The organism is Delftia sp. SD018 (assembly GCF_017355445.1).
In the GTDB taxonomy this organism is placed as follows: Bacteria; Pseudomonadota; Gammaproteobacteria; order Burkholderiales; family Burkholderiaceae_C; genus Comamonas; species Comamonas acidovorans.
The window spans coordinates 58,531-78,376 of sequence record NZ_JADDRN010000019.1 but is presented as its reverse complement, the minus strand read 5'-3'; the positions used below and the strand labels follow the sequence as shown (position 1 = coordinate 78,376).

Annotated in this window: 30 protein-coding genes; 15 read left to right on the top strand and 15 right to left on the bottom strand. The window is 58.2% G+C overall.

The annotated features are described in order from the left end of the window. Positions 1 to 5: 5 nt before the first annotated feature. Complete coding sequence (locus INR38_RS18935) at positions 6 to 302, bottom strand: hypothetical protein (RefSeq protein WP_047327690.1); 297 nt, start codon at positions 300 to 302, stop codon at positions 6 to 8. Positions 303 to 547: 245 nt separating this feature from the next. On the opposite strand from INR38_RS18935, the gene INR38_RS18930 reads away from it, so the two are divergent. Beyond that, a complete protein-coding gene (locus tag INR38_RS18930) occupies positions 548 to 829 on the top strand; it encodes a hypothetical protein (protein ID WP_207442677.1) in 282 nt (93 codons plus the stop codon). Here INR38_RS18930 and INR38_RS18925 read toward each other — a convergent pair. From INR38_RS18925 to INR38_RS18915, 3 genes are all read right to left on the bottom strand, one after another. Beyond that, positions 824 to 1,162 (bottom strand): HNH endonuclease signature motif containing protein, encoded by a 339-nt coding sequence (locus INR38_RS18925; protein WP_123691230.1) that lies wholly within the window; start codon positions 1,160 to 1,162, stop codon positions 824 to 826. The two genes, INR38_RS18930 and INR38_RS18925, sit on opposite strands and share 6 nt — an antisense overlap. Before the next feature lie 64 nt (positions 1,163 to 1,226). Further along, the gene (locus tag INR38_RS18920) at positions 1,227 to 1,562 is read right to left on the bottom strand and encodes a hypothetical protein (protein WP_242699119.1); all 336 of its coding nucleotides are present in this window, start codon (positions 1,560 to 1,562) and stop codon (positions 1,227 to 1,229) included. A gap of 330 nt (positions 1,563 to 1,892) precedes the next feature. After that, a complete protein-coding gene (locus INR38_RS18915) occupies positions 1,893 to 2,384 on the bottom strand; it encodes a hypothetical protein (protein ID WP_207442678.1) in 492 nt (163 codons plus the stop codon). 151 nt (positions 2,385 to 2,535) lie between these two features. On the opposite strand from INR38_RS18915, the gene INR38_RS18910 reads away from it, so the two are divergent. Then, positions 2,536 to 2,973 carry a hypothetical protein gene (locus INR38_RS18910; protein WP_207442679.1) on the top strand — a complete coding sequence of 146 codons (438 nt, stop codon included), beginning with the start codon at positions 2,536 to 2,538 and terminating at the stop codon, positions 2,971 to 2,973. 80 nt (positions 2,974 to 3,053) lie between these two features. Here the strand turns inward: INR38_RS18910 and INR38_RS18905 are convergent, their stop codons facing one another. Next, entirely contained in the window at positions 3,054 to 3,296 is a 243-nt protein-coding gene (locus INR38_RS18905; protein ID WP_207442680.1) for a hypothetical protein, read from the bottom strand. A 135-nt stretch (positions 3,297 to 3,431) separates the two neighbouring features. Here INR38_RS18905 and INR38_RS18900 point away from each other — a divergent pair, with 135 nt between their 5' ends. Continuing rightward, complete coding sequence (locus tag INR38_RS18900; RefSeq protein WP_207442681.1) at positions 3,432 to 3,818, top strand: hypothetical protein; 387 nt, start codon at positions 3,432 to 3,434, stop codon at positions 3,816 to 3,818. Positions 3,819 to 3,954: 136 nt separating this feature from the next. After that, positions 3,955 to 4,233, top strand: a complete 279-nt coding sequence (locus tag INR38_RS18895) for a hypothetical protein (RefSeq protein WP_207442682.1) — start codon at positions 3,955 to 3,957, stop codon at positions 4,231 to 4,233. On the opposite strand, the gene INR38_RS18890 is transcribed toward INR38_RS18895, so the two are convergent. The 8 genes from INR38_RS18890 to INR38_RS18850 form a co-directional block, all read right to left on the bottom strand. Next, entirely contained in the window at positions 4,230 to 4,529 is a 300-nt protein-coding gene (locus tag INR38_RS18890; RefSeq protein ID WP_207442683.1) for a hypothetical protein, read from the bottom strand. The genes INR38_RS18895 and INR38_RS18890 overlap by 4 nt on opposite strands. A gap of 239 nt (positions 4,530 to 4,768) precedes the next feature. Continuing rightward, on the bottom strand, positions 4,769 to 5,125 hold the full coding sequence (locus INR38_RS18885; protein ID WP_051940694.1) for a hypothetical protein: 357 nt from the start codon (positions 5,123 to 5,125) through the stop codon (positions 4,769 to 4,771). Then, a complete protein-coding gene (locus INR38_RS18880) occupies positions 5,122 to 5,283 on the bottom strand; it encodes a Com family DNA-binding transcriptional regulator (protein ID WP_230590969.1) in 162 nt (53 codons plus the stop codon). The genes INR38_RS18885 and INR38_RS18880 overlap by 4 nt, the downstream gene beginning before the upstream one ends. 1,249 nt (positions 5,284 to 6,532) lie before the next feature. Then, positions 6,533 to 7,207: a hypothetical protein gene (locus tag INR38_RS18870; RefSeq protein WP_207442685.1), complete on the bottom strand. Its 675-nt coding sequence runs from the start codon at positions 7,205 to 7,207 to the stop codon at positions 6,533 to 6,535. 13 nt (positions 7,208 to 7,220) lie between these two features. Next, entirely contained in the window at positions 7,221 to 7,478 is a 258-nt protein-coding gene (locus INR38_RS18865; protein WP_080736850.1) for a hypothetical protein, read from the bottom strand. Further along, positions 7,456 to 9,255, bottom strand: a complete 1,800-nt coding sequence (locus tag INR38_RS18860; protein WP_207442686.1) for a toprim domain-containing protein — start codon at positions 9,253 to 9,255, stop codon at positions 7,456 to 7,458. The genes INR38_RS18865 and INR38_RS18860 overlap by 23 nt, the downstream gene beginning before the upstream one ends. Continuing rightward, positions 9,252 to 10,229, bottom strand: coding sequence for a hypothetical protein (locus tag INR38_RS18855; protein WP_207442687.1), 978 nt, complete (start codon positions 10,227 to 10,229; stop codon positions 9,252 to 9,254). Before INR38_RS18855 ends, INR38_RS18860 begins: the two co-directional genes overlap by 4 nt. Before the next feature lie 2 nt (positions 10,230 to 10,231). Continuing rightward, entirely contained in the window at positions 10,232 to 10,729 is a 498-nt protein-coding gene (locus INR38_RS18850) for a phage regulatory CII family protein (protein ID WP_207442688.1), read from the bottom strand. Between the two features lie 93 nt (positions 10,730 to 10,822). Here INR38_RS18850 and INR38_RS18845 point away from each other — a divergent pair, with 93 nt between their 5' ends. After that, positions 10,823 to 11,041, top strand: a complete 219-nt coding sequence (locus INR38_RS18845) for a hypothetical protein (RefSeq protein WP_148078889.1) — start codon at positions 10,823 to 10,825, stop codon at positions 11,039 to 11,041. Between the two features lie 14 nt (positions 11,042 to 11,055). On the opposite strand, the gene INR38_RS18840 is transcribed toward INR38_RS18845, so the two are convergent. Then, the gene (locus INR38_RS18840; RefSeq protein ID WP_080736849.1) at positions 11,056 to 11,316 is read right to left on the bottom strand and encodes a YdaS family helix-turn-helix protein; all 261 of its coding nucleotides are present in this window, start codon (positions 11,314 to 11,316) and stop codon (positions 11,056 to 11,058) included. An 81-nt stretch (positions 11,317 to 11,397) separates the two neighbouring features. Here INR38_RS18840 and INR38_RS18835 point away from each other — a divergent pair, with 81 nt between their 5' ends. The 4 genes from INR38_RS18835 to INR38_RS18820 all read left to right on the top strand — a co-directional run bounded on the left by INR38_RS18835 (position 11,398) and on the right by INR38_RS18820 (position 14,203). Then, positions 11,398 to 12,060, top strand: coding sequence for an XRE family transcriptional regulator (locus tag INR38_RS18835; RefSeq protein ID WP_242699118.1), 663 nt, complete (start codon positions 11,398 to 11,400; stop codon positions 12,058 to 12,060). 247 nt (positions 12,061 to 12,307) lie between these two features. Beyond that, complete coding sequence (locus INR38_RS18830) at positions 12,308 to 12,844, top strand: hypothetical protein (RefSeq protein WP_155294224.1); 537 nt, start codon at positions 12,308 to 12,310, stop codon at positions 12,842 to 12,844. Between the two features lie 36 nt (positions 12,845 to 12,880). Continuing rightward, on the top strand, positions 12,881 to 13,429 hold the full coding sequence (locus tag INR38_RS18825; protein ID WP_207442689.1) for an ATP-dependent Clp protease proteolytic subunit: 549 nt from the start codon (positions 12,881 to 12,883) through the stop codon (positions 13,427 to 13,429). A gap of 387 nt (positions 13,430 to 13,816) precedes the next feature. Next, positions 13,817 to 14,203, top strand: coding sequence for a hypothetical protein (locus INR38_RS18820; RefSeq protein ID WP_155294223.1), 387 nt, complete (start codon positions 13,817 to 13,819; stop codon positions 14,201 to 14,203). Positions 14,204 to 14,949: 746 nt separating this feature from the next. Here the strand turns inward: INR38_RS18820 and INR38_RS18815 are convergent. Further along, a complete protein-coding gene (locus INR38_RS18815) occupies positions 14,950 to 15,180 on the bottom strand; it encodes a hypothetical protein (protein WP_034392866.1) in 231 nt (76 codons plus the stop codon). A gap of 364 nt (positions 15,181 to 15,544) precedes the next feature. On the opposite strand from INR38_RS18815, the gene INR38_RS18810 reads away from it, so the two are divergent. From INR38_RS18810 to INR38_RS18785, 6 genes are all read left to right on the top strand, one after another. Beyond that, the gene (locus INR38_RS18810; RefSeq protein ID WP_230590775.1) at positions 15,545 to 15,958 is read left to right on the top strand and encodes a hypothetical protein; all 414 of its coding nucleotides are present in this window, start codon (positions 15,545 to 15,547) and stop codon (positions 15,956 to 15,958) included. After that, complete coding sequence (locus INR38_RS18805; RefSeq protein ID WP_207442719.1) at positions 15,955 to 16,521, top strand: hypothetical protein; 567 nt, start codon at positions 15,955 to 15,957, stop codon at positions 16,519 to 16,521. Before INR38_RS18810 ends, INR38_RS18805 begins: the two co-directional genes overlap by 4 nt. A 194-nt stretch (positions 16,522 to 16,715) precedes the next feature. Then, on the top strand, positions 16,716 to 17,696 hold the full coding sequence (locus tag INR38_RS18800) for a hypothetical protein (protein ID WP_207442690.1): 981 nt from the start codon (positions 16,716 to 16,718) through the stop codon (positions 17,694 to 17,696). A 248-nt stretch (positions 17,697 to 17,944) separates the two neighbouring features. Beyond that, complete coding sequence (locus INR38_RS18795; RefSeq protein WP_207442691.1) at positions 17,945 to 18,706, top strand: hypothetical protein; 762 nt, start codon at positions 17,945 to 17,947, stop codon at positions 18,704 to 18,706. Next, the gene (locus tag INR38_RS18790; protein WP_207442692.1) at positions 18,703 to 19,143 is read left to right on the top strand and encodes a hypothetical protein; all 441 of its coding nucleotides are present in this window, start codon (positions 18,703 to 18,705) and stop codon (positions 19,141 to 19,143) included. Before INR38_RS18795 ends, INR38_RS18790 begins: the two co-directional genes overlap by 4 nt. Then, positions 19,136 to 19,840: a hypothetical protein gene (locus tag INR38_RS18785; protein WP_207442693.1), complete on the top strand. Its 705-nt coding sequence runs from the start codon at positions 19,136 to 19,138 to the stop codon at positions 19,838 to 19,840. The genes INR38_RS18790 and INR38_RS18785 overlap by 8 nt, the downstream gene beginning before the upstream one ends. The last annotated feature ends 6 nt before the right edge of the window (positions 19,841 to 19,846 follow it).

Genomic DNA, 19,846 nt, shown 5'->3' with positions numbered 1-19,846 from the left:
ACCTCCTACTGCAGGTTCGGCGGCGCGGCCGATGCGTACTTCCCACTCTTCGCCCGGGTGGCGGCAGCGCCAGCGCGTGCGGCCTTCTTGCCCCCGTTCTCGCCGCGGCGGACTTCGGCCGACAGCAGAGCTTTCGCAGCGTCAATCCGCAGCTTGGCTTCGGTGCCGCTGTCGTTCATCACCGCCTTCAGGAACTTGGCGGGCTCGTCGTAGGTGACGCTCAGATTCAGGTATGCGGGCTCTTTCGACGGACGGCCGGCGCCCGGACGCGCGCCGCCGCTGCGCCCTTTGACTCCGGACATAGCAACTCCATTTGAATTATTTGAATAGGGGGAAATTTCTTGCGCGTGCGGAACAGGGCGGTCTAGAGGCCGGAAGCCCATTAACTTTGCATAGCCCCTCCCCTCCAGTCACCTTGCCGATGGCCCTGGCACGCGCATAGAAGCCCTGTACAGGGCAAATGCCAGTCGGCTGACGTGCGACGGTATGCCTGCCCTATGAGCGTCCAGAGCCATCTATCATCAAGACCAATCAGAAAGGAGCATCGATGCAATACGCAATCTTCGACACAGGCCCGGGATTCTTGCAATGGATGGGAGAAGCCTCTGATCCCGTTTCTGCAATCAAAGCGCTTCACGAGGAAGCCAAAGAGTTCGGCGCGGATGATCAAGACCCAGCAGAAGCATTCATCGTTATCTACGAGCTGCAAGATCAAGAAGTCGCGAAGCTGGACGAGCTGCTCACGAAGGGTGAGCACGTCTATCAGGACTTCGAAGACGAAGGCCAAGAGTTCACATTGGCAGAGGTTCGCAAGATCGCGGGTCTATAAGACTCGGCGAGCCTCCTCGCGCTGCTTGTCACGGCTGTGATGGGTGGCGCACAGGGGCTGCCAGTTGCTGCGCCGCCAGAACAGCGACTGATCCCCGCGATGCGGGGTGATGTGGTCAACAACCGTTGCCGCCTCGACCCTGCCCTGCGCCTGGCACATGAGGCACAGCGGGTGCTCTCGCAGGAACTGCTCGCGGGCCTTCTGCCACTTGTAGCCGTAGCCGCGCTGGCTGCTGGTTTGATCACTGGTGCGCCAGCTGCCGGCCTGCATTGTCTGCACGCGGCGGGTATCAAGGACCGGAAGCGTGCTCTTAAGGGTCTGTAGCTTGGACATGGCAGGCCACCAAATGCAAACGCCACCCGAAGGTGGCGATAGACAACGGGAATGCCCTTTGCTTCTAGGGCTTCGTGGGCATCTTCTTCATCTGATCGCAGGACTGCTGCTGTTGCTGTGCAGACATCGAAGACCATTTCTTCTTGAAGTCACTGGCTGCAGCGCTGTATAGCTTCTCGTAGTCTGCCTCGGAGACCTTCAGATCAGATAGCGTCGCGGTCTTCTGCTTCGCTCTCGCCTCATCCACCTTTTGGCTGGACATGTGCTTGCATGCCAGTGCCAACTCGTTCATGGAAGCGGACATGCGAACAACGCCAGAAGCCACCGCTGCGTTTGGTTCATCTGCAGAAAAAGCGCTGGAAGCCCCCAGCGCCACTACTAGCGCCGCAACAATCTTCATCCTTCGGATCTCCTCAAAAAGCACATCATATTTCTACGGCTCACAGAGTGCAATTTGATGTCCACGGAATGCTTTGCTGAACCTGCTGGCAGCTTTCAGGTGCAAACCTTCTGAATCTGCAGTGGTAGGGCGCTGATGTGTGGTCTCTGGCCCCTGCAGATCTCCTTGTAGCAGTCGCCACGCAGGCCTTGTATCCCAGGATGCGATGCGTGCTTTGCCGAATAGGCCGAGCGGGTTGATCGGCTGACCTCCGGAATATGCACCCGGGGCTCTTCATTTCCTATGGCTTGGAAACAAAAAAGCCCGGGAATTCCGGGCTGCCATCTGCAATCAGTTCCCCCAACCGTTGGGGAAAGAGCACTCGGCGGGGCCGGGACTGAACTGAGCCTTACCAAACAATACGCGCTTTGGCGAGTTCGACAACTCCATCAGCGTGCCGTTGCGGCGCTCAAAGTAAAAGCGCACATCGTGATAACCATTGGAAAAATCTTGCTCGGTGGTGGTGTCCAGATCTCCAGCAAAGCCACGGCTGGAGTTGCCACCGCACATCGCCCCCACGCCTGCCTCTCGTGGGTTGTTTGCTGTCAGCTTGCGGACCAATCGACCATCGTCGAGGTACATCAACACACTGCCGGTATAGCTCGGGTCGGCTTCATCGCAAGCCCACCCCCGTACCACGCAGATATGCGCATCTTCCACGTTCCCAACAGCGAATGCGCTCGCAGATGCACCCAATGCCGCAAAGGCGGCAACGGCAAGAAACGACTTCCTCATTCCATGCTCCCAATCAAGTTGAATGTTTTTGATGCTAATGAATTTCATTCACACCAGTTCCAGTCTAAGTGCGATTCCTCAACAAACCTGACGGTTTGTTGAATGTTAGCAAGTCAACCATTCACTCACAAAAAATCTGAGCCTCTTCATCTGTCATAGTCTTCGGACAAGCAACCACATCAACCAAGACAATCTACCTATGAATTTTCGATCGCTAATAGCTATTGCGCCTATTCTTTTGGCGACGGCGGTACAAGCCGAAATGATCACGCTCTCGTTCTCAGGAGTGCAATTCGCTGGCGGCAGCACTGCCACCGGCTCTTACGTATACGACACCGTGACTCAATCGATGAGCGACATACAGATTGACCTCGTCGCTCCCAACGCCACTGTTGAGAGGCAACTTAGATACTCCTGCGAAGGCCGCTGCCAGCCAAATGCTCAATCCGTAATCGATCAGCCGAACAGGCCTGATCTCACTGGCGTAAACGTTCTGAAATTCAACCACGGCCGCGATTTCGCCGGAGGTCTGCTGGCATACATCGCGCTTTACGGCACATGCGCGGATGCGAACTGCGTGAGCACAATCAACACCAGAGGTCCTGTCACCTATGCTGTGCCATTGATTCGCCACTAGATTTCGGGAGCCAAGAAGAAAAGCTGGGACTGTACAAGCCAAAGGGCAGTCGTTGGACTGCCAGACTTCGCGCGCTGCGTTCACGACTGCCTCCCGTAGCAGTGGAACAAGCAGGGCATCGACTCCAAGCCCTGGATTGCGTAGATCGAGCCAAAGCCAATGCGCTCGCCAGCGACTCGCCCCTGTGCGTCCAGGCACAGAGGGTGGTGATGCACCTTGACCCATCCGGCCCGGGTGTTCACCTCCAGCACCTTGGAAAGCACTTTGCCCGAATCCATGTCCACAACCATGGCGCTGGCTGCGTTCTCATGGTTGTAGAGCATCACGATCTCCTTGATAGGTGCCGCCACGCAGGCCTGAGGCCATACGCGTACGGCAATGGAAAATGGAAATTCCTGATCTGATAAATTGCCACCTGAATTTCCGGCTACCTTCGATTGACAACTTCAGAGAGAAAAATGGGATTTTTCAGCAATCTACGAGCGGCTCGCGATACAGGCTTTGCCGTGGAGTTTGTGAAGAAGCAACTGGACTTAGAGGCATCGCTTAGCGCGTTTCACGGGAACACAAAGGAGCTTGCCCACTCCCTAGTGATTGATCTCTGGTCCAAGACTCCTGAACTCGCCCAGCAAAAAGCAAGTCCAAAAAGCGTACTACTGGCTGCGGCAGCTCTCGCCCACGGAGTCAAGCTGCTTGACGGGGCAGGGAAAAAGGACGTAGCAGACTTCCTCTTTCGCTGCCTCCGCGCTTCGCTCTCCATGGATGTCATTAAGCTTGTGGATTCAACGAACTTAAGCCCAATCGACGCGAAGTTGTGGAATATCGCCACCTCTGTTTTTGAGTAGATCATCCGCCAGCGCATACAAGCGCTGCATGAGCAGCCCAACAATCGCGTCTACTAGCGCACGACTAAAGTGCCTTGCGCCACCCTCCTGGCATACGATGGGAGCTTCCACACAACCCATCGCCAGGAGGGCGAAAATGAACCAAGCCACAGTAGTCGACATGCTCCTAGCCGCCCATGTGAGGGAGCTGGCGTCAGGGATTCGCAGTAAGGAACTGCTTGCGATAGAGGAAGAGCGTCATAGGAATCTCAAAAGGTCTGAGGGCTACGACAAATTGGACGCTGAATCCAAGCAAGCTGCTTACGCCGAATTCAGAAATGAATGGCTTCGAACACACCCGCTCACGGGATATGTTCAAAATGCCTTGCGCCAACTCGCCGAAATCTCATCAGAAATCAAGCGACATACGTCTTAGGCTGCGCAGATCACCCTGCACTCTTCCGACCGGCACAAAGACTGAAGTTCTTCCAGGACTTGCTGCAAAAGCTGTGCACTGCGCCGGCTGGCATCGATTTCCTGGCGAAGGGCGCGTAGCTCGGAAAGCAGAAGGGCGATAGCCATCTGGTTGCGACCGACCCCCAGGTCTAGGACAAAGTCCTGGGGCTCCTCGCCCCCCATTGCGAAGGCATTGCCGCCCCACGCCCCCAGTGCGGCGCGCACATCCTCTTCACTGAAACCGAAGGCCTGAGCCTTCTCTTTGGCATCGCTCATAGAACCTCCAGAAACAGGAAAGACCCGGCAATGCCGAGCCCATGTGTAGGTCACCCCTTCGGACTTATGGCTCGCGCCACAGGGGGAATGCCGTTCGCTTCGCAACCAGCACCGTGGCAGCTCACGGTGGAGAACCCCGCACGCTTTGTCCACAGCGCGCGCCCCGACTGGCTCAGAGCAGAAACAGAAAAGCCCGTTGGCAGCGCCAGCGGGCTTGAGATAGGCCTAGCGCTTGGCTACTAGGCAAGCGGCGCGGTCAACACGTCGTAGGTTATCTCGACGCTGCCGCCTGTACCCGAACCGACAGCCCACAGGCCCAGACCAGGTGGCACATACAGCGAATACTGCAGCGCGATGGAAGGAATCGGGTTGCCGATCAGGATCACTCGTTTTGTGGCGTCCGCGAAGCCCGAGGGCGCCGAGCGATCTGCGTAGAGCTGCACACCCATGACGCCAGCAACCGCACTCATGTAGCAGGTGCGGATCACGATGCCGTGGAGGTTCGAAGACGGGGAAACGATCTGCACGGGCGTAGTGCTGAACGCAAGGTTAGCGAACATCGCGCCAATAGGCGTGGGATTTGCGAGAGTGGTCATGGAGACTGCCTTTCGGTTGTTTTCACAGGCGCTCGATGGCACTCAGGTTTGGGGTTCTCGACCCTCAAGGAATTCAGCGTCCCGCAGCGCGGGCACTTGATGTTCAGGTGCTGGAACACTCCAACAGCCAGCTTGCGATTACAACTGGCGCATCTCATTTCTTGCATCGTTGAAGTCTGCTTGTTGCCTTGACTTCATTGTGCTGTTGGCAATATCAGCTATCCAAGTGATTGCCGCGTGAGGGCGGCCCTCACATCACGCGCCCAAGGCGCTGCCTTGCCAAAGGATGGGCACAGCAAAAAAGCCCACAGGGCGCGAACCGTGCGGGCTGTGGACGTGTCTTTCCATCTCCTGCTCACCGACGCTCTTGGGAGCTAAGTTTCGAGTGCTTTTGCACGACCAATCAAATAACACATAAAAAATAAAAACTCAATAGCACAAACACCCAGTTGTACACAAATGACTATTAAGAAAATTCATCGATAGTCGAAGATTTCAGCTCTCAGAATCCGGCGTCCGCAACAATTCTTAACATTCCTAGGGCGCCATGAAGTCAGCTCTCAAAAAGTCAGCAGCGGTAGTTGCAATGTATGTCGCAGCCATTTCCGCTGCTCAAGCTGCCACATACGGCGCAGCATCCGCGGGGCCCTACACGGCAAAAACGGACTTCACCGTCTGTAACGGTGGCCCCTGCCAAAACTACACAACGGCCATGGTCCCCTCAGGCACGTTCACAACTGCGGCCCCACTTGCCGCGAATCTTTCAAACGCCCCCATTGCCGCTCAGATTACGTCATTCAGCTTCAGCGATGGGATCAACACGTATGCGAACACCAATCCCAATGTCAGGCTTTTTCAAGCAACCGTCTCCACATCTGCCACGGGCTCAATTACAAGTTCCAACATCTTTCTTGAACTTTGGCAAACTGGCACAGCTCCACATGCTATTGGCGACAAGATTGGATTAATGCAGATTGGCGCCACTGTCGACGCGTACAACACTCTCAATTGCACGAGTATTGGAACAGGCCCTACCGGAGCAACTGACTCGTGTGTAGCGGCCCCTTCCTTCATAGGTGCTTCGTACGCCAGCGCAGCCCCTTGGTCTTGGGCTCTTATCACGCCTTCAACGCCAACAGCAACACCGGTGCCGTCTACGTCTACCCTCGGCTTGCTCGTTCTATCTGCTCTGTTAGGCGGGGCCGGTTTGGCAATCTCAAGGCGCAATCGCAACGCTTAATTTCTGCACCTGACCCAAATGACAAAGCCCGCTGGCGAACCTAGCGGGCTTTTTTCTGGGCGAGTTCCTTCATCGAATCTGTGTCTTGCCAGACTCACCGTCTGGGGACGTTTCCAATGTGAGGAAGGCGGTTTACCTGCGCCTGCGCTCTAGGACCGCAGTATACATCAGCCTTTGCCGGCCGCAACTGTCTTCAGTCCCCTCATTCGCTTCAGAGCGGCGATCGTGCCCGAGCGGGCGCGGTCCACATGGTTGGCGATGTGCTCGGAAATCAGTTGGCCCTCGGCTTCGTGCGGCACCTCACGATCTCCGAAGCCCTTGCAGGTCTCGCAGATCGCCATCTCGCCCAGCTTGACGCCTCCGCAGCCTGGGCACTTGCTGTCGCACCACCACAGCAGCACGTCGGTCAGCTTGGCGCGTGCGTCCTTGATGCCCTGCGCCAGTACCCAAGGCAGGAAGCCGGCGTGCGCGTCCATCAGGCGGCTGTACTGCGGCAGGCTGGCCAGGATCTGCATACGGCGCTCCCTCTGCCACCGGCCCTCGGCCACACGGGCTCCCACCAAGTCGAGACGCCCCCTGCTCTTTCGCGGAAGCTGCTCGGCCACGCGCTGCAGCTGCTCTTCGGTCAGTGGGCGCGGCTTCTCGCGGCGGTCCCATTCGCAGATCAACTGCTGGACCAGCCGGCCCAGGCCTGCGCGCTGGATGCCGGCGGCGATCAGGTAGTCCGCATCGCCGCGTTTCTCCAGGTCCACGGACAGGTCGCTGCTGGTGCTCGCGCTCGTCAGGCGCTCGATGACGTTGGGCCGCTCAGCGGCGAGGGTGGTTGGTGCTTCTGTTGTCATACGGTCTTCTGGATCAATGGGATGGGGTGCCGCTGCGGCGTTCGTTGAGGACTGGCCGGAGCCGGCTTGCGGCGGCGTCGCATTCCTCGCGCGTGCCGATGGTCAGAGGCACGTAGTCCATGCAATGGTCAGCTGCGCACGCCCTGCGGTTTTTGGTCAGCATGTCCATAAGGGGCTCGATATGCAGCGCGCACTGGCTCTGGCTCCACAGCAGGACATGGCCAGCCGCAAGGTTCGGGACAGCGCGATCAGGGTTGGTCAGCGAATTCATCTTTTGGCTCCTGGGTTGAGAAAGGGACATAGTTGATGGCGCGACGCCGGCTGTTCGTGGCGAACTGCTGAGCGGCCTTGTTGAACCAGAGGTACTGGCTGTAGTGCTGCACATCGCCGTTGCGCTGCTTCTGCAGCTCCAGCTTGGCGTCGGGCTTGTCAGGGTCGTGGTCCGGGTCGTTCTCGTCCTTGCGCGCGCTCCAGACGGTGAACACGTTGTCGGCGCCGTCGGTGATCTTGGAAGACCCGGCAACGTCCAGCTTCCCGGGTCCCTTGGACTCGTCCGCACCCTTGCGCGGGTGGGCGACCAGGTGGACATGCACACCATTGCGGCGCGCGAAATCGCAGATCTTGCGGACGGCTTCCTTCTGGGCGGTCATGCTGCCTGGGCCGTCTTCGGGCACGTCCGTCATCATCAAGCTGTCGATCACGAAGTGACGCATGCCGTAACGCTTGGAGCCGTACAGGAACACGGCCAGGAGACGGTCGATGCCTGCACTGCCCACCACGTTGAAGAACCATTGCTTGTCGTGCAGCCAGGCTCCGATGGCGTCGATGTAGGGCATGCTCGGGCGGTCCAGGCCCGCCGCCTGCTTGACGGTGCGCTTGAGCTGGCGTTCGGGTGTCATCTCGCCGGAGAACACCATCACGCGGTCTCCCTGCTGCATGAGCCCCAGCAGCACCTGAGACAGCATCAAGCTCTTTCCGTGGCCGTTGTAGCCGGTCCAGACGGTGACCTCGCCGGAGCGGAACTCAAACCAGTCCAGATCCTTGTCCAGGCGCAGCACCGGGTCGCCCTCGTCATCGTGGGCCGGATAGAACATGGACTTCACGCGGTTGATGAAGTCGCTGGCCTGGCGCATCTCCTCGGGGTCCAGGGTCTTGGCTTCCTTGGTGGCGTGCCAGAAGTCCTCGCCGCAAGCGCCCTTCTGCAGGAACTCGTTGGCATCCTTCTCGGGCAGCGTGACCAGTTTGCAGCGCTCCAGGCCCAGGCGGCGGACGATCTCCTGCGCCCCGGCCTTGCCAGCCTCGTCGCTGTCGGAAAAGATCAGGATCTCGCTAAAGCAGTCCAGGCGCTCCCAATCGTTCTCCAGCCACTGGTGATTGCCAGCGCCAGCATTGACCGACAGGGCCGGAATGCCGACCTGGTGCAACGTCATGGCATCGATCTCGCCCTCCGTGATCGCCACGGTGCGGGCCTTGGGGTCGATCAGGTGCCAGCCGAAGAGGCAAGGCTCTGCCCCGCCCTCCTGGCGCATGTCGCGCTTCTCCGCAATGTTGCGGTACTTCACGTTGACCAGCTCACCGTTGCGCAGGTATGGGAACACGGCGTAGGTCTTGCCGCCGCGGATCTGCTCGGCCACCCGGAATGCAGCGATGGTCTCGTCGGTGATGCCCCGGCCGTTGAGCCACTCCTTCACGCCGGCTTTAGCGGCTTGGCACTGCGGCTTGGACGGGCGCTTGAAGGTCTTCTTCTCGCGCTCGGGCATCACGTCGCGAATGCCCAGGTACTGCTTCGCCTCGCGGATGGCTTCTCCGATGGACTGGCTGCGGCAGGCGGCCCACAGGTCCAGCAGATCGCCTGCCTCACCCGATGCGAAGTCCTTCCACACGCCGGCCTTGGTGCCCGTCAGGCGGACGGAAAGCGACTGGCCCTCCTCGCCGTTGATGCTGCCGGCCACCCACTCGCCGGCCTTGCGCTTGCCGTTGGGCAGCAGGTACTGGGCAATCGCCGCGGCGTCAGAGGCCATGCGCTGGCTGAGTTCGGCGGCGTTCAAGCGGTCACCTCCGCGCGGTGGCCATCGCGGAATTGGTGAGCGTTGTGCTCACGACAACCCGCGTTTTCCGCCTCCCAGCGGTTCTCGAAACCGGCCTGCAGAGCCCAGCGGGGTCGGCTCTCACTGTCGCCCTGCCCCGCTTGCCCCACGCCCTCTTCGTCGTCCCAACGACCCGCGTTGAGCCATGTCGAGGGGTGCGGAATGAACTGGCCATCGTCACGCATCCACTGCGTCGACCTTGCCTGGATCGTGATGGCCGCCAGCATCTTCGCCAACAGCGCTGCGTCTGGCCGGCGTTTGGCGAAAGCCTTGCGAGCAGCGTCCTTGCCGACCTTGCGGGGGTATGCCGACCAGAACTCGACAAAGCCGTCAGGCTCCTCGGCAGCATTGCGACGGCGCTGCCGGCCCCCGGTGGGGGGTTGGGGGGTATTCTCTTTCTCTTCTCTATTCTTCTCTTCTCTAGGCGTCACAGTGACGTTATCCGTTACGTCACCCGTGACGCAGCCAAAACCGTCACTTTGACCGTCACTTTTTTGGCCTTGGCGCTCCCTGTAACGGCGTTGGCGTTCAGCACCCTGCGAGCGGGTTTTCTCCTCTGGAGAGACGTTGTATTCGTCGAAAAATCGAGGAAATTCGAGGCCCTCGGAGGTCTGCAAAACCCAGCCCGAAAGCGCGAGTGCAGCGCCAAAACCAGGCAGATCAGCGATGTCATCGAGCACCATCAGCGTCACGCCGTGACACACCAAATCGTCACCGTTACGCTTTCCACGCTGTCGCATCACACCCCAAACAGACACCAGCGCTCCGACCGTGACGTTACGCATAACGTTACGGGTGACGGTCATTTCACGCTGACAGTTGTTCGTGACGTAACGCGAAAGCTCGCTGCCAGGAGCCATCAGCGCATCAGCAATGAGCGAGACCTTGGGGTCTCGGTAGAGGTCAGTCCGCATCTTGATCCAGTCCCCGGCCATACCTACTCCTTCGCGCCCTGCGCTTCGTTCATCTCACGGGGTTTGCCTGCGGCGTTGACGGCACGCGCGGCCTGGCGCAGCTTGCGAAGCACCTCCTCGGCCTCGGCGATCTCGCGCTCGATTTGCGCCAGCTCGTTGTCCGAGATCACGCCGTCTTGCATGGCCTCGATCACCGCACTGGTGATGTGCGAGGTCTCCAGCACCAGCTTGGACACCTTGTCCACGGGGCTCGCCACCACCGCGCGGCAGCCCTCCACCAGATCGAAACGGCCGCCAGCCTCGCCCGCAACATAGGCCGCGTAGTCGTAGCAATGAGGCATGGCTGCCTCGCGCAGCAGGCTGGTGATGGCCAGCGCATCGACGGCGCCAAGCTTGTGCGACGAGGCGCCAGAAAGCTCCTTGCGCAGAACCTCATCGGTCTTCCCCAGGCGGATTGCCACGACAGCGCGGCCACCTGGGAAGTGATCAACGCCGCGGCGTAGCGCATCGAGAGCGCTCATATCCGGCTCCTGAAAAATTGGACGTGGACGGGGAAGAAGGGAACGCCGAACATCGCGGCAATGCAAACAAACACCACACCAAAGGGAGCCGCCATGAACCTCAAAACACAGCCCTTCCACGCCAGCACAAGGACTAGCGTCAGCACCAACGTGAACCCCGACACCAGCGCGCGGGAGCAGACGTTGACCACCAGCCAGCTGGAGTTGTCATGGATGGCGGGAGAGCTGCACATCCGCTGCCGGGCGAGCCGGGTCGTGATGTGCGTGGAGCGCGAGCTGGAGACAGCGCGCGGCGGGCGGAGGATGTCCTGACGCGGCGGCATGAGTCATGCTTCCGCAGCTTCGTCAGTGGACTGCACGAGTTCTGGCCAGATTTCCTGCCAGTCATCAGGGCGTGATCGCGAACGATGGATGCCCAGGAGCTTTTCCAGCTTCGCACAGTGTTTTTCGCCCAAAGGCTTGGAGCTGTTGAGCCACTTGTGAACAAGTACCTGCGAGTGCCCCATGAGCCGGCCCAGCGCTGCTTGAGAGCCGGCAAGGGAAATAGCTTCACGAAGGGCCGGGACAGATGGGTTTTTTTCGTGCATAACCCATTTTATAACCCAGGTTCTCAATGTCAATAACCAAGACTCTTTGACCACCCACAACGGCGGTTATAGGATCACTAGATGTCAGTGAGTACTTTTGGTGAGCGCATGAAGGCGCTAAGAGAACAGCGGGGGTGGAGCCAAGCTCAACTCGCTGAGGCCGTAGGCATTTCTCAGGTATCGATCGCGAAGATCGAAAAGGGCGGGGATACGAAGCACGGGGCCAAGATCGCTGCTGCGCTTGGCACTACAGCAGAGGAACTCGCAGGCATGAAGCCACTGCGCATACATCAGGTGATGATGCCGATGACAGGCCACTTTTCAGACCACCCCACACCTAAGCTTGTACCCTTGATTTCGTCGGTGCAAGCAGGAAATTGGTCTGAGATAGTGGACACGTTTCGCCCAGGTGACGCGGAGGACTGGCTGCCATGCCCTGTGCGGCATGGAGAAACCACGTTTTGTCTCCGCGTTGAAGGTGAAAGCATGAGCAACCCCGGCGCACGCCCTACCTACGAGCCTGGGGACATCATCTTTGTGGATCCGGGCCGGATGGCTCAACCAGGCGACCGTGTTGTGGTCCGCCTTGAGAGCCAAGAGCAAGCCACGTTCAAGCAGTACTTAGAAGAGGATGGCCGCAAGTTCCTGCGCGCCTTGAACCCGGACTGGAAGCCCAGGCTCACACCAATCGACGGCGAGGCGACCATCTGTGGTGTAGTTATTGGGAAGTGGGTGCCCGAATAAAGGAAAATTGGGTGCACCTGGAAATTTCTTTGTCAGCAGTATTGACCCTGATGGCCTAACTCTAAAGTTTAATCTGCAAGCGCGCATGTCCGATTGACAGGAAAACGAATTGCAGATTCAATCTATGGTATGCAGATCATGATGTGAGAAAGACATGCCAAGAAATCATCTATTCGCTCTTCTTGCATTACTGCCCACGGCGGGATGGTGCTCCACAAGCGATCTAGAAAGGCAGCTTGCAGAGTACATGTCTGGAACGCTGTTCGTGAAAAGTCATCGTGAAACGGCAGACGGACAGTTAAGTGCATGTGGCTTTGAGTTCGCCGCCATTGGCCGTGATTTTGCTACTAAGGCTAGCGCTCCTGTATTGGTAAATGGCTCCTACTATATTAGGACATACCAGAATACTTTTGGCTATGCGCTGAAGGTTGGCGTGAGAGATGGTATGGACGGAAGTGCCAAAGCGTGGGCTCCAGCAAACGCTTTCCTGAGAGATACCAATGGGATTGCTCCAAAAAATATCATCAGAACAGAGGCAGAAACCCCAGGCTACGCTTTGTTCATCGGAGCACTTGATGACTCACAGAGGCAGGTTTTCGAGGGAATCATGAAAAATCAAAAGACTGTGCTTGGCTTCAATAGGAAGAAAGGTCAACAAGATGTGCACATTGAGATTGACCTAACCGTAAAAGACTCTAAAGCTGGAGAGAGCCAATTGATACGAGAAAGGTCAAACGAGATGGTTGAGCAATTTGCCAAATGCATAGTTGATCTTTCCAAGTGAGCTGCTGTTGACTGGCTGCTTAAAGGGGGCCGAGCTATGGATGAGAAACCGATCGTCTGGATGACGGCGTCAGGCGTTGTAGACAACGGCACGATTACAAGATCTATTCCGGCTTTGTATCAGGCGAATAGTTCTTTTTCCCAGATCAACCTTCTGATCTCTTCGCCAGGCGGACACATTGCATCCGCCGTGACGATCGCAAACGTTATCAAGAGTCTACAAATACCTGTCAGCACCTTCAACATGGGTGCCATCGAGTCTTGCGCAACGCTCATCTACTTGGCTGGTAGCAAGCGGCACACATGCGATACGGCCTCCTTCATGTTCCATCAACCTTACTCCGCCGGACTGCAGGGTAGCGGGAGCCCTGAGGCTCTCAAAGGAGCGCATGATTCTTTGGTACTCGATATCATTAGGCATCGAGACATAGTAGTTGCCGCAGGCGCCACATTTGACGAGCAGATGTGGAACATCATTGAACGGGGCAATCTGCACATGAATGCCACCGACGCAATACGTACAGGTGTCGCTCATGGTTTTGGCCTGTTCAGTCCAACTCCAGGCGCGCCGCTGCATCACGTCTAGCATCGATGCAGCCACGCATCAAGGCAGCGCGTGGCCTCGCAGACAGCGGCAGTCTGAGTGCGCCACTTCACATTAGTCAGCGGGATTTCTTATGACGCGATGACACTATCGCCCTGACTCCAGTCCGCCAGCGCCGACGCGCCGCCAACGGCAAAGCCCTCAAAAGACTCAAGTACAAGCCAAAACATCAGCCTTCCTTCCGGTCAAGACGGCTTGGTTGGAGATACCGATCGAAGTAGTGGATCGGCTGATCAGGATGCGGCAGGGCACGCAGGCCGAGCTTGGCCGCGACGGTAGAGTGACTTGCAATCTTTCTCATTGCAAAGCTCAACGGTTACGGCCTACACTCTCCGTACTTTTTGATACAACACCACAATAGGGAAAGCTATGCGCACGAAAATTCTTTGCTCAATTCTTTTGTGCGCCTCTATGACGGGCTGTGCAACTTGGTCAACCAGTTCAGTGGACAACAGTGCAGCCGACATCACTGCAGGTCAGGGGCCGAAGAAGCAACCATCGCAGATCCAGGTCACAGAAAGCGACATCACAGACCGCAAGTACAGGATGCTTGGCGACATCTCTGTCATGGTCAACAAAACCACCGTCTTCCACCCGGACCCTACCCGCGAGATGGTGACTGAAAAGCTCAAAGAGAAGGCGTCTGAGATGGGGGCTGATGCTGTCGTTTTGGCTCGCTACGGAAAGGGCGGAATATCGCTGATGAGCTGGGGCAGCCTTGAGGGCAAGGGCCGCGCAATCAAGTTCGACGAGTGACTATGCGCTCGCCGCTCTTCCTTGCATTGTTGGCTGCCACGTTAGCTGGCTGCGCCACTTCAGCGCCAGAGATGCCTCGATATACCGCAAGGACCACTGACCCAGGGTATACGGCAGTCCCGCAGGTCGAAGTCCCTGCGCTTGGCGCCTGGAAGCTGACAACCCCGAGCACTCAAGAAGCTGCGCCAACACCCACCAAAACGATTGCGCACCTGTCAAAGGACAACTGGGATGCACTGTCTCCCGACGAGCAAGCAAAGCTCCAAGATACCCACGCTGTCCGAACTCACCAGCCTGATCGATATGGCGTGATAACTGACGTCCAGACTGTTGACCAATCCACACCAGGCACTTCTGGCGGCGCAGCTCTCGGCGGGGCTGTGGCAAGCGCCGCGTACATTGATCGATCCTTGCGCGGCAACAGCTACTCAGTTGGAGCGAACTTGGCAGTAGGAATCTTGGGGGCGATGCTTGGATCAGCGGCCGACTCGGCCCCAGTACAGCAGTACAAGACGCGCTACACCGTCAAACTCGCCGACGGCGAAGTGCAGTACTTCGACGAAGTGAAGGCTGATTCTTTTCGGCATTCGCCAGGGGTCTGCATCCACGTCCCCGAGATCACTCTTGCGACGCAGAATCTGTGCAACCAGACGGTTGATGGCGTGCGGAAGAGGTACTTCTCACAAAGGTAACCATCGCCACTGTGGATGCCAAAGCCCCGAATGCCGGGGCTTTTTGTTGGGGCTCTAAGCCCGCCAAAGGGCAGCATCAATGCTCGTGTCGCCTGCCGCGATGGACGTGCGCCACAGTGTCGCCCCAACGAGTACCAAGCCAGCCACCCGCTCCTTGTAGTGGGCCTCCTGGGGATCCATGTCGCTGATGATCCTAGCCAGTACGTTGAGCGCCTCGCCTGGCTCAACGCCAGGGCCTGTCTCCGCGAGCGCAATGATTCCATCGATGGTGTCGAGATGGTGCATGGGTGTCTCCCGAGTGATCCTCCAATGTATCCATCGACCCTGGGAAGCAAAGGTCGGACGCTGCGCCGTCATTTCTAACTCCTATCGCTAGACGTTCTAGCGCCCTTCACATCGCCATGTTGCAGAGGGCTTGAGGGATAGAGCATCTTTTTGGAACATCACATAACCAAGAGTATTGACGAATAAATAACTTAAGTTATAAGATGCATCCATCGCACACGCAAAGCGAACAGATCTCGGCAAGCGATACGAAGCCGGTAAGCCCACCAGGATGCAGAGGGCAGGTCCAGGGATGAAGTCCCGGCAGCGAGGTGTTGCGAAGGGATGCCGCAGGCATCCATTCCTCAACCTGTTGGAGTGATTGATGCAGCCCTTCTCCCGCTATCTCTTGGAAGAGATCACGCTCAACAAGACGGACGCGCTCTTGCAGGTCCGCCAAGACGCGCGCCACGGGCACAACAGCCTCACTGAAGGCTGGATCCGTCGCATCTGCCGCGCCAACGGCCTGCAGCCCCATCAAGTCCGCGCCGCCGAGCGGCAGGGCCGTGAGCTTCGAGCCAAGGGCGTGCCCTGCATGTGCTCGCATTGCGGCTTCGGCGGCAACGGCCAGATCGAAGACCGCGAGCGCATCCGCATTGACTACGCCGCCGCCCGGCGCGAGCAACTGGCAGCAGCCGGCATGCCCTACGACGAGCGCGAACAAACCATCCAGACCGAGATTGACGCGGGCGCCGCGTTCCAGGCCCTCCCCATCTCCATCAAAAGGAGCGCCTCATGAACCAGGCCGCATGCCTGTTCCGTCTTGTCGCCTTGCGCTGTCGCGCTGGTGGAACCCTGCTGCAGTCAATGGCCTGGGCTGTGGGCCTGCTCTGGCGCAACCACCGCGCATCCCAGATGCCAGCACCCGTAACCTCGCAGCAAGTTCGAGGCCCTGGCGGTGTTCGAGCACCTGGAGGAACGCGACGCCACCAACCGCGCCGAAAGCCCAGACATCATTCGCAATCTGTTCGCCGGGGGTTGGGCATGATTTCCGATCTAACAGGGCCATGGCTCAGAACTGAATCAGCAAATGAGGGGTCAGGACTTGAAAGCCGTGCGCCGATCATGCTGCCGTTTCAACTCGTCCAGCCGGCCAAGCGCATTGACCATGTGAATATCCAAATCTCTTTTCCGGATTTTCAAGGAGCTAAGCACAAACCTACAACGCTGGACTCATCCAGCCCTGAGAGCAACGTTCAAAAAAGGGGCTTTGAAGCCGCGCTTGATAGCGCAACGGAACTACAAGGATTGATGTTTTTGGCTACGACATCCGCTTCGAACCCATTCAGAAAGAATACATGACTAACACAAGATGAAGGTCAACAAACCATTCATCGCATACCGGAAATAACCAAAAAGTACATCGTAGTTATCCAATTAAAAGTCGCCTCAGCAACTTTTGAGTTACTCAAAAGTGCTTTATGAGTAGCTTTATCGTGACGCGCAATTTTTTCAAAAATTTGGCATAGTTAATCACCGCAAAGGAACCGTAACCAATGGGCAACATCATCAAAGTCAACGCTATCCCCAGCAAGATGGACACCAAGGAAATTGCCAGCATCGCGGACAAGAATCACGGCCATGTGCTCCGTGACACGCGCGTGATGCTTCTGACCTTGTTTGGGGGAGCGCACGTCGATAGCGTCATCCCGGCCAACAAGGCCAGCCAGCGCGGGCAGTTCATCCGCGACAACGTGGAAGCTTTGTTCAAAGGGGCATTTGAAGATGCTCCCGTTCTGGATCATGAACAAAATCAATGCTTTACGCTGCACTACGAGAGCTGCGGCTATCTGTCTTCGGTGGAGCTGAACCGCAATCTGACCCTGACCCTCGCATCTGGCTATGACATCCACCTGCGCAACCGCATCATCTCCCGCCTGGAGGAGCTGGAACAGGCCGCCGCGCTGCCTAAGCCGGCCCTCAGCAAGCCCGCCGGCGCCTCAATGCGCTACCGCGAAGCCGCGGCGATCACTGGCGCACAGCTCAAGATCTGCAAACTGCTGGGCGTGGATGACGGCATGGCAAAGGTCATCGCAGCGAAGGAAGTGAAGGCCGTCACGGGCCTGGATTACACGAACCTACTGACCACTACGGCCGCCACGGACAACCCGCGCACGACGCCGAAGGAACTGGCAGTGCTCATCGGTGCCGGAGCGACCTCAGAACAGGTCAACAACGCGCTGGAGCAGCTGAGCTTCCAGACGAAAGAGCGCTGGACGAACGGCAAGGGCCAGCCTCGCAGCAAATGGGTGGTGACGGAACTGGGCAAAGAGTACGGCGCGCTGGTCCCCTATCAGGCTGTAGAGCATCAGCACTCTGGCTACCGCCCCGCTTGGTATGCAAGCGTGGTCGAGCTGATCCGCCCCTTGGTCGAGGTAGCGATGGCCCAGCGCACCGCGCCGAAACCGAAGCGCGACAAGAAGCCCGCTGGCGTACCCCTGCAGCCAGCTTCGCAACCCCAGGCAGCCCTGGCGTGAGCAACGCTCCAATCTCATTGAAGAGTGTTGCAAATCTGCAAATCTCAAGCTGCCAGTTAAATGAACCGGGATCACGGGCATCGTTGACACCCACAAACCAAGCCATCAACCCTATGCAGTATCAACAAGCACCTCCCGCCCAAAAAGCAAAGGGCCAGCAGCTCCAACTGCTAGCCCTCGCCCGAAACCTGCACAGCTCCAACTGCGCAGAGCTCTTGATCAAAAACCCTTAGCCAGGAATTTAGACCATGACGAATGATGCCACGCCTCGCGCGGCAGGGGAAACCCACGCCGGAATCAACCCCAAGACCGGCCGCAACCCCCGCCCCACTCCTCCGAACCGCCGCGCAGCGCCAGCCCTGCCTGAGCCTGTCGATGCGCTGGACCTGTTGGATCGCATCAAGGAGATCGCATCTCACTGGGAATGCCTCATTCTCGGTGTGTTGGAGACGAACAGCTACTGCGCCAGTATCGTCCCTGATCCACTTCCGCCCCTGCCTGATTGGGCTGTGGGCCGGCTGAAGGATCAAGGCCGGATGGCCGCCATTGAACGGGAGTTCCAGGACAAGATCCGGACGCTGGAAGACTGGCTGCAACTGGCCTCGGGAAATGGCTCAGATCATCGATTCGAGGTCTGGACGTCTCGCGGATCCCGCCTCGCGTTTCGTCACGAATCCTGGCAAGACGCTGCCAAGGTCTTGGACACATTGAAGTCGCAATTCCCAGATGCGTTCATTGCCAAGATCAATGTGATGGACGCCAAGCCTCTGGCCCGCTCCGAGCCTGAGCTGCTCGATACGATGATTGGCCGAATTCAACACATCGGCACTTGGTTTGGAGAGGGCGAGAAGGCTGAAATGCTGGCAGTGCAGGATGAGACTGGCCGCCAGGTGATGACGCCCGCCGACACTCTGCACCAACACCCGGTTTATGCGAGCCTCGACAGGAAAGGCCAGGAATATGTTGAGTTCCACATGCAGCGCATTGCCAGGAAAAAGGCAAAGCCATGAGCGCCGTCGCAGTTCGCAAGGCGCCAGCTCGCCAGCAGCGCATAAGGCCCGTCATGCCGGCGACGGCTGTGGACCAACTGGAGCACCCTGCCCAGGCTGCAGGAATGTTCGGTCGGCACATCCTGCTCACCCATAACTGCCTGTTCGGCCACATCATCGAAGCGGGCGACGTGATCAGCGTGGATTTCGATGCGCGCCGCATTACCTGCGACTCGGACTACCTGATCGCCTTCTACTACGGCCAGGGCCATCAATGGTTTGGCGTGAGGCGATTCCACCACCGTCTGGACGGCTCCCTTGAAATCGCTGATCCCCGCGGGCTTGATGCGCTGCAGTGGGGCAAATGCACGCCCGAGATCCTCAACTCCATCACCGTCTTCGGCCGCGTGCTGGAGGTGTTCAAGCCAGTCAGCAAAACGAGGTGCCGCCATGGTTGAAGCACCATGCATCGAAGTCGCGAAGCCCGACATCCTCCAAGAGCATGAAGCCTTGGCACGCGACGTGGCACGGCGCGTGCATAACCTGATCTTGCCTCTTGCGGATCTGTTGCCACGCATCCCTGGCCATGAAGCCATTGACACGGCTGATGCTCTACTGATGGACGTGAACAGAACCGACGGAACGTGGATGGGGGACGGCCCGAGGCCGGCCATGGGCGAGCTTCTGGCCATGATCGCCGACAGCTTGGACGTGGCAAAAAAGGCGCTGAGCGCTGCAGAGACTGATGGCAGTGACCCCATCAACGCTGCGCACTGCCTGCTTAGAGAAGCTCTGCCACTGGCAGTCGATCTGTCCGGTGCCTTCCGGTCTTCTCGACTTGCGGGAGATTCCTCGGCTCTCAGGGCGCTGCAGGCGGGACAGCAGGCTGTCTATGCGCCTCCACGAGATCCGGGACCAGCCTCCGCTCAGGGGGAAACCAAAGAGCACCACGTTCTTGACGCTATCGCCTTGCAGGCCAGCATCCTGCTGGATGTGGTGGATGGTGCAGGCCGCAGCGCAGACATCAAAGAAATCAGGGAAGCGCTTGACGCAGCCCGTGTGCTGACAGCCACCATCGGCAGCCTGGCAGATGGCATGACAGGAGAGAACAAGCGCGGCGATCAATACGGCTGGCACAACGCCTGCCCAAACTAGCAATCA

Excerpts from the sequence above, each read along its gene's own strand:
- INR38_RS18935 (WP_047327690.1), bottom strand. The coding sequence starts at position 302 with ATGTCCGGAGTCAAAGGGCGCAGCGGCGGCGCGCGTCCGGGCGCCGGC.
- INR38_RS18930 (WP_207442677.1), top strand. The coding sequence starts at position 548 with ATGCAATACGCAATCTTCGACACAGGCCCGGGATTCTTGCAATGGATG.
- INR38_RS18925 (WP_123691230.1), bottom strand. The coding sequence starts at position 1,162 with ATGTCCAAGCTACAGACCCTTAAGAGCACGCTTCCGGTCCTTGATACC.
- INR38_RS18920 (WP_242699119.1), bottom strand. The coding sequence starts at position 1,562 with ATGAAGATTGTTGCGGCGCTAGTAGTGGCGCTGGGGGCTTCCAGCGCT.
- INR38_RS18915 (WP_207442678.1), bottom strand. The coding sequence starts at position 2,384 with ATGAAATTCATTAGCATCAAAAACATTCAACTTGATTGGGAGCATGGA.
- INR38_RS18910 (WP_207442679.1), top strand. The coding sequence starts at position 2,536 with ATGAATTTTCGATCGCTAATAGCTATTGCGCCTATTCTTTTGGCGACG.
- INR38_RS18905 (WP_207442680.1), bottom strand. The coding sequence starts at position 3,296 with ATGCTCTACAACCATGAGAACGCAGCCAGCGCCATGGTTGTGGACATG.
- INR38_RS18900 (WP_207442681.1), top strand. The coding sequence starts at position 3,432 with ATGGGATTTTTCAGCAATCTACGAGCGGCTCGCGATACAGGCTTTGCC.
- INR38_RS18895 (WP_207442682.1), top strand. The coding sequence starts at position 3,955 with ATGAACCAAGCCACAGTAGTCGACATGCTCCTAGCCGCCCATGTGAGG.
- INR38_RS18890 (WP_207442683.1), bottom strand. The coding sequence starts at position 4,529 with ATGAGCGATGCCAAAGAGAAGGCTCAGGCCTTCGGTTTCAGTGAAGAG.
- INR38_RS18885 (WP_051940694.1), bottom strand. The coding sequence starts at position 5,125 with ATGACCACTCTCGCAAATCCCACGCCTATTGGCGCGATGTTCGCTAAC.
- INR38_RS18880 (WP_230590969.1), bottom strand. The coding sequence starts at position 5,283 with ATGAGATGCGCCAGTTGTAATCGCAAGCTGGCTGTTGGAGTGTTCCAG.
- INR38_RS18870 (WP_207442685.1), bottom strand. The coding sequence starts at position 7,207 with ATGACAACAGAAGCACCAACCACCCTCGCCGCTGAGCGGCCCAACGTC.
- INR38_RS18865 (WP_080736850.1), bottom strand. The coding sequence starts at position 7,478 with ATGAATTCGCTGACCAACCCTGATCGCGCTGTCCCGAACCTTGCGGCT.
- INR38_RS18855 (WP_207442687.1), bottom strand. The coding sequence starts at position 10,229 with ATGGCCGGGGACTGGATCAAGATGCGGACTGACCTCTACCGAGACCCC.
- INR38_RS18850 (WP_207442688.1), bottom strand. The coding sequence starts at position 10,729 with ATGAGCGCTCTCGATGCGCTACGCCGCGGCGTTGATCACTTCCCAGGT.
- INR38_RS18845 (WP_148078889.1), top strand. The coding sequence starts at position 10,823 with ATGAACCTCAAAACACAGCCCTTCCACGCCAGCACAAGGACTAGCGTC.
- INR38_RS18840 (WP_080736849.1), bottom strand. The coding sequence starts at position 11,316 with ATGCACGAAAAAAACCCATCTGTCCCGGCCCTTCGTGAAGCTATTTCC.
- INR38_RS18835 (WP_242699118.1), top strand. The coding sequence starts at position 11,398 with ATGTCAGTGAGTACTTTTGGTGAGCGCATGAAGGCGCTAAGAGAACAG.
- INR38_RS18830 (WP_155294224.1), top strand. The coding sequence starts at position 12,308 with ATGTCTGGAACGCTGTTCGTGAAAAGTCATCGTGAAACGGCAGACGGA.
- INR38_RS18825 (WP_207442689.1), top strand. The coding sequence starts at position 12,881 with ATGGATGAGAAACCGATCGTCTGGATGACGGCGTCAGGCGTTGTAGAC.
- INR38_RS18820 (WP_155294223.1), top strand. The coding sequence starts at position 13,817 with ATGCGCACGAAAATTCTTTGCTCAATTCTTTTGTGCGCCTCTATGACG.
- INR38_RS18815 (WP_034392866.1), bottom strand. The coding sequence starts at position 15,180 with ATGCACCATCTCGACACCATCGATGGAATCATTGCGCTCGCGGAGACA.
- INR38_RS18810 (WP_230590775.1), top strand. The coding sequence starts at position 15,545 with ATGCAGCCCTTCTCCCGCTATCTCTTGGAAGAGATCACGCTCAACAAG.
- INR38_RS18805 (WP_207442719.1), top strand. The coding sequence starts at position 15,955 with ATGAACCAGGCCGCATGCCTGTTCCGTCTTGTCGCCTTGCGCTGTCGC.
- INR38_RS18800 (WP_207442690.1), top strand. The coding sequence starts at position 16,716 with ATGGGCAACATCATCAAAGTCAACGCTATCCCCAGCAAGATGGACACC.
- INR38_RS18795 (WP_207442691.1), top strand. The coding sequence starts at position 17,945 with ATGACGAATGATGCCACGCCTCGCGCGGCAGGGGAAACCCACGCCGGA.
- INR38_RS18790 (WP_207442692.1), top strand. The coding sequence starts at position 18,703 with ATGAGCGCCGTCGCAGTTCGCAAGGCGCCAGCTCGCCAGCAGCGCATA.
- INR38_RS18785 (WP_207442693.1), top strand. The coding sequence starts at position 19,136 with ATGGTTGAAGCACCATGCATCGAAGTCGCGAAGCCCGACATCCTCCAA.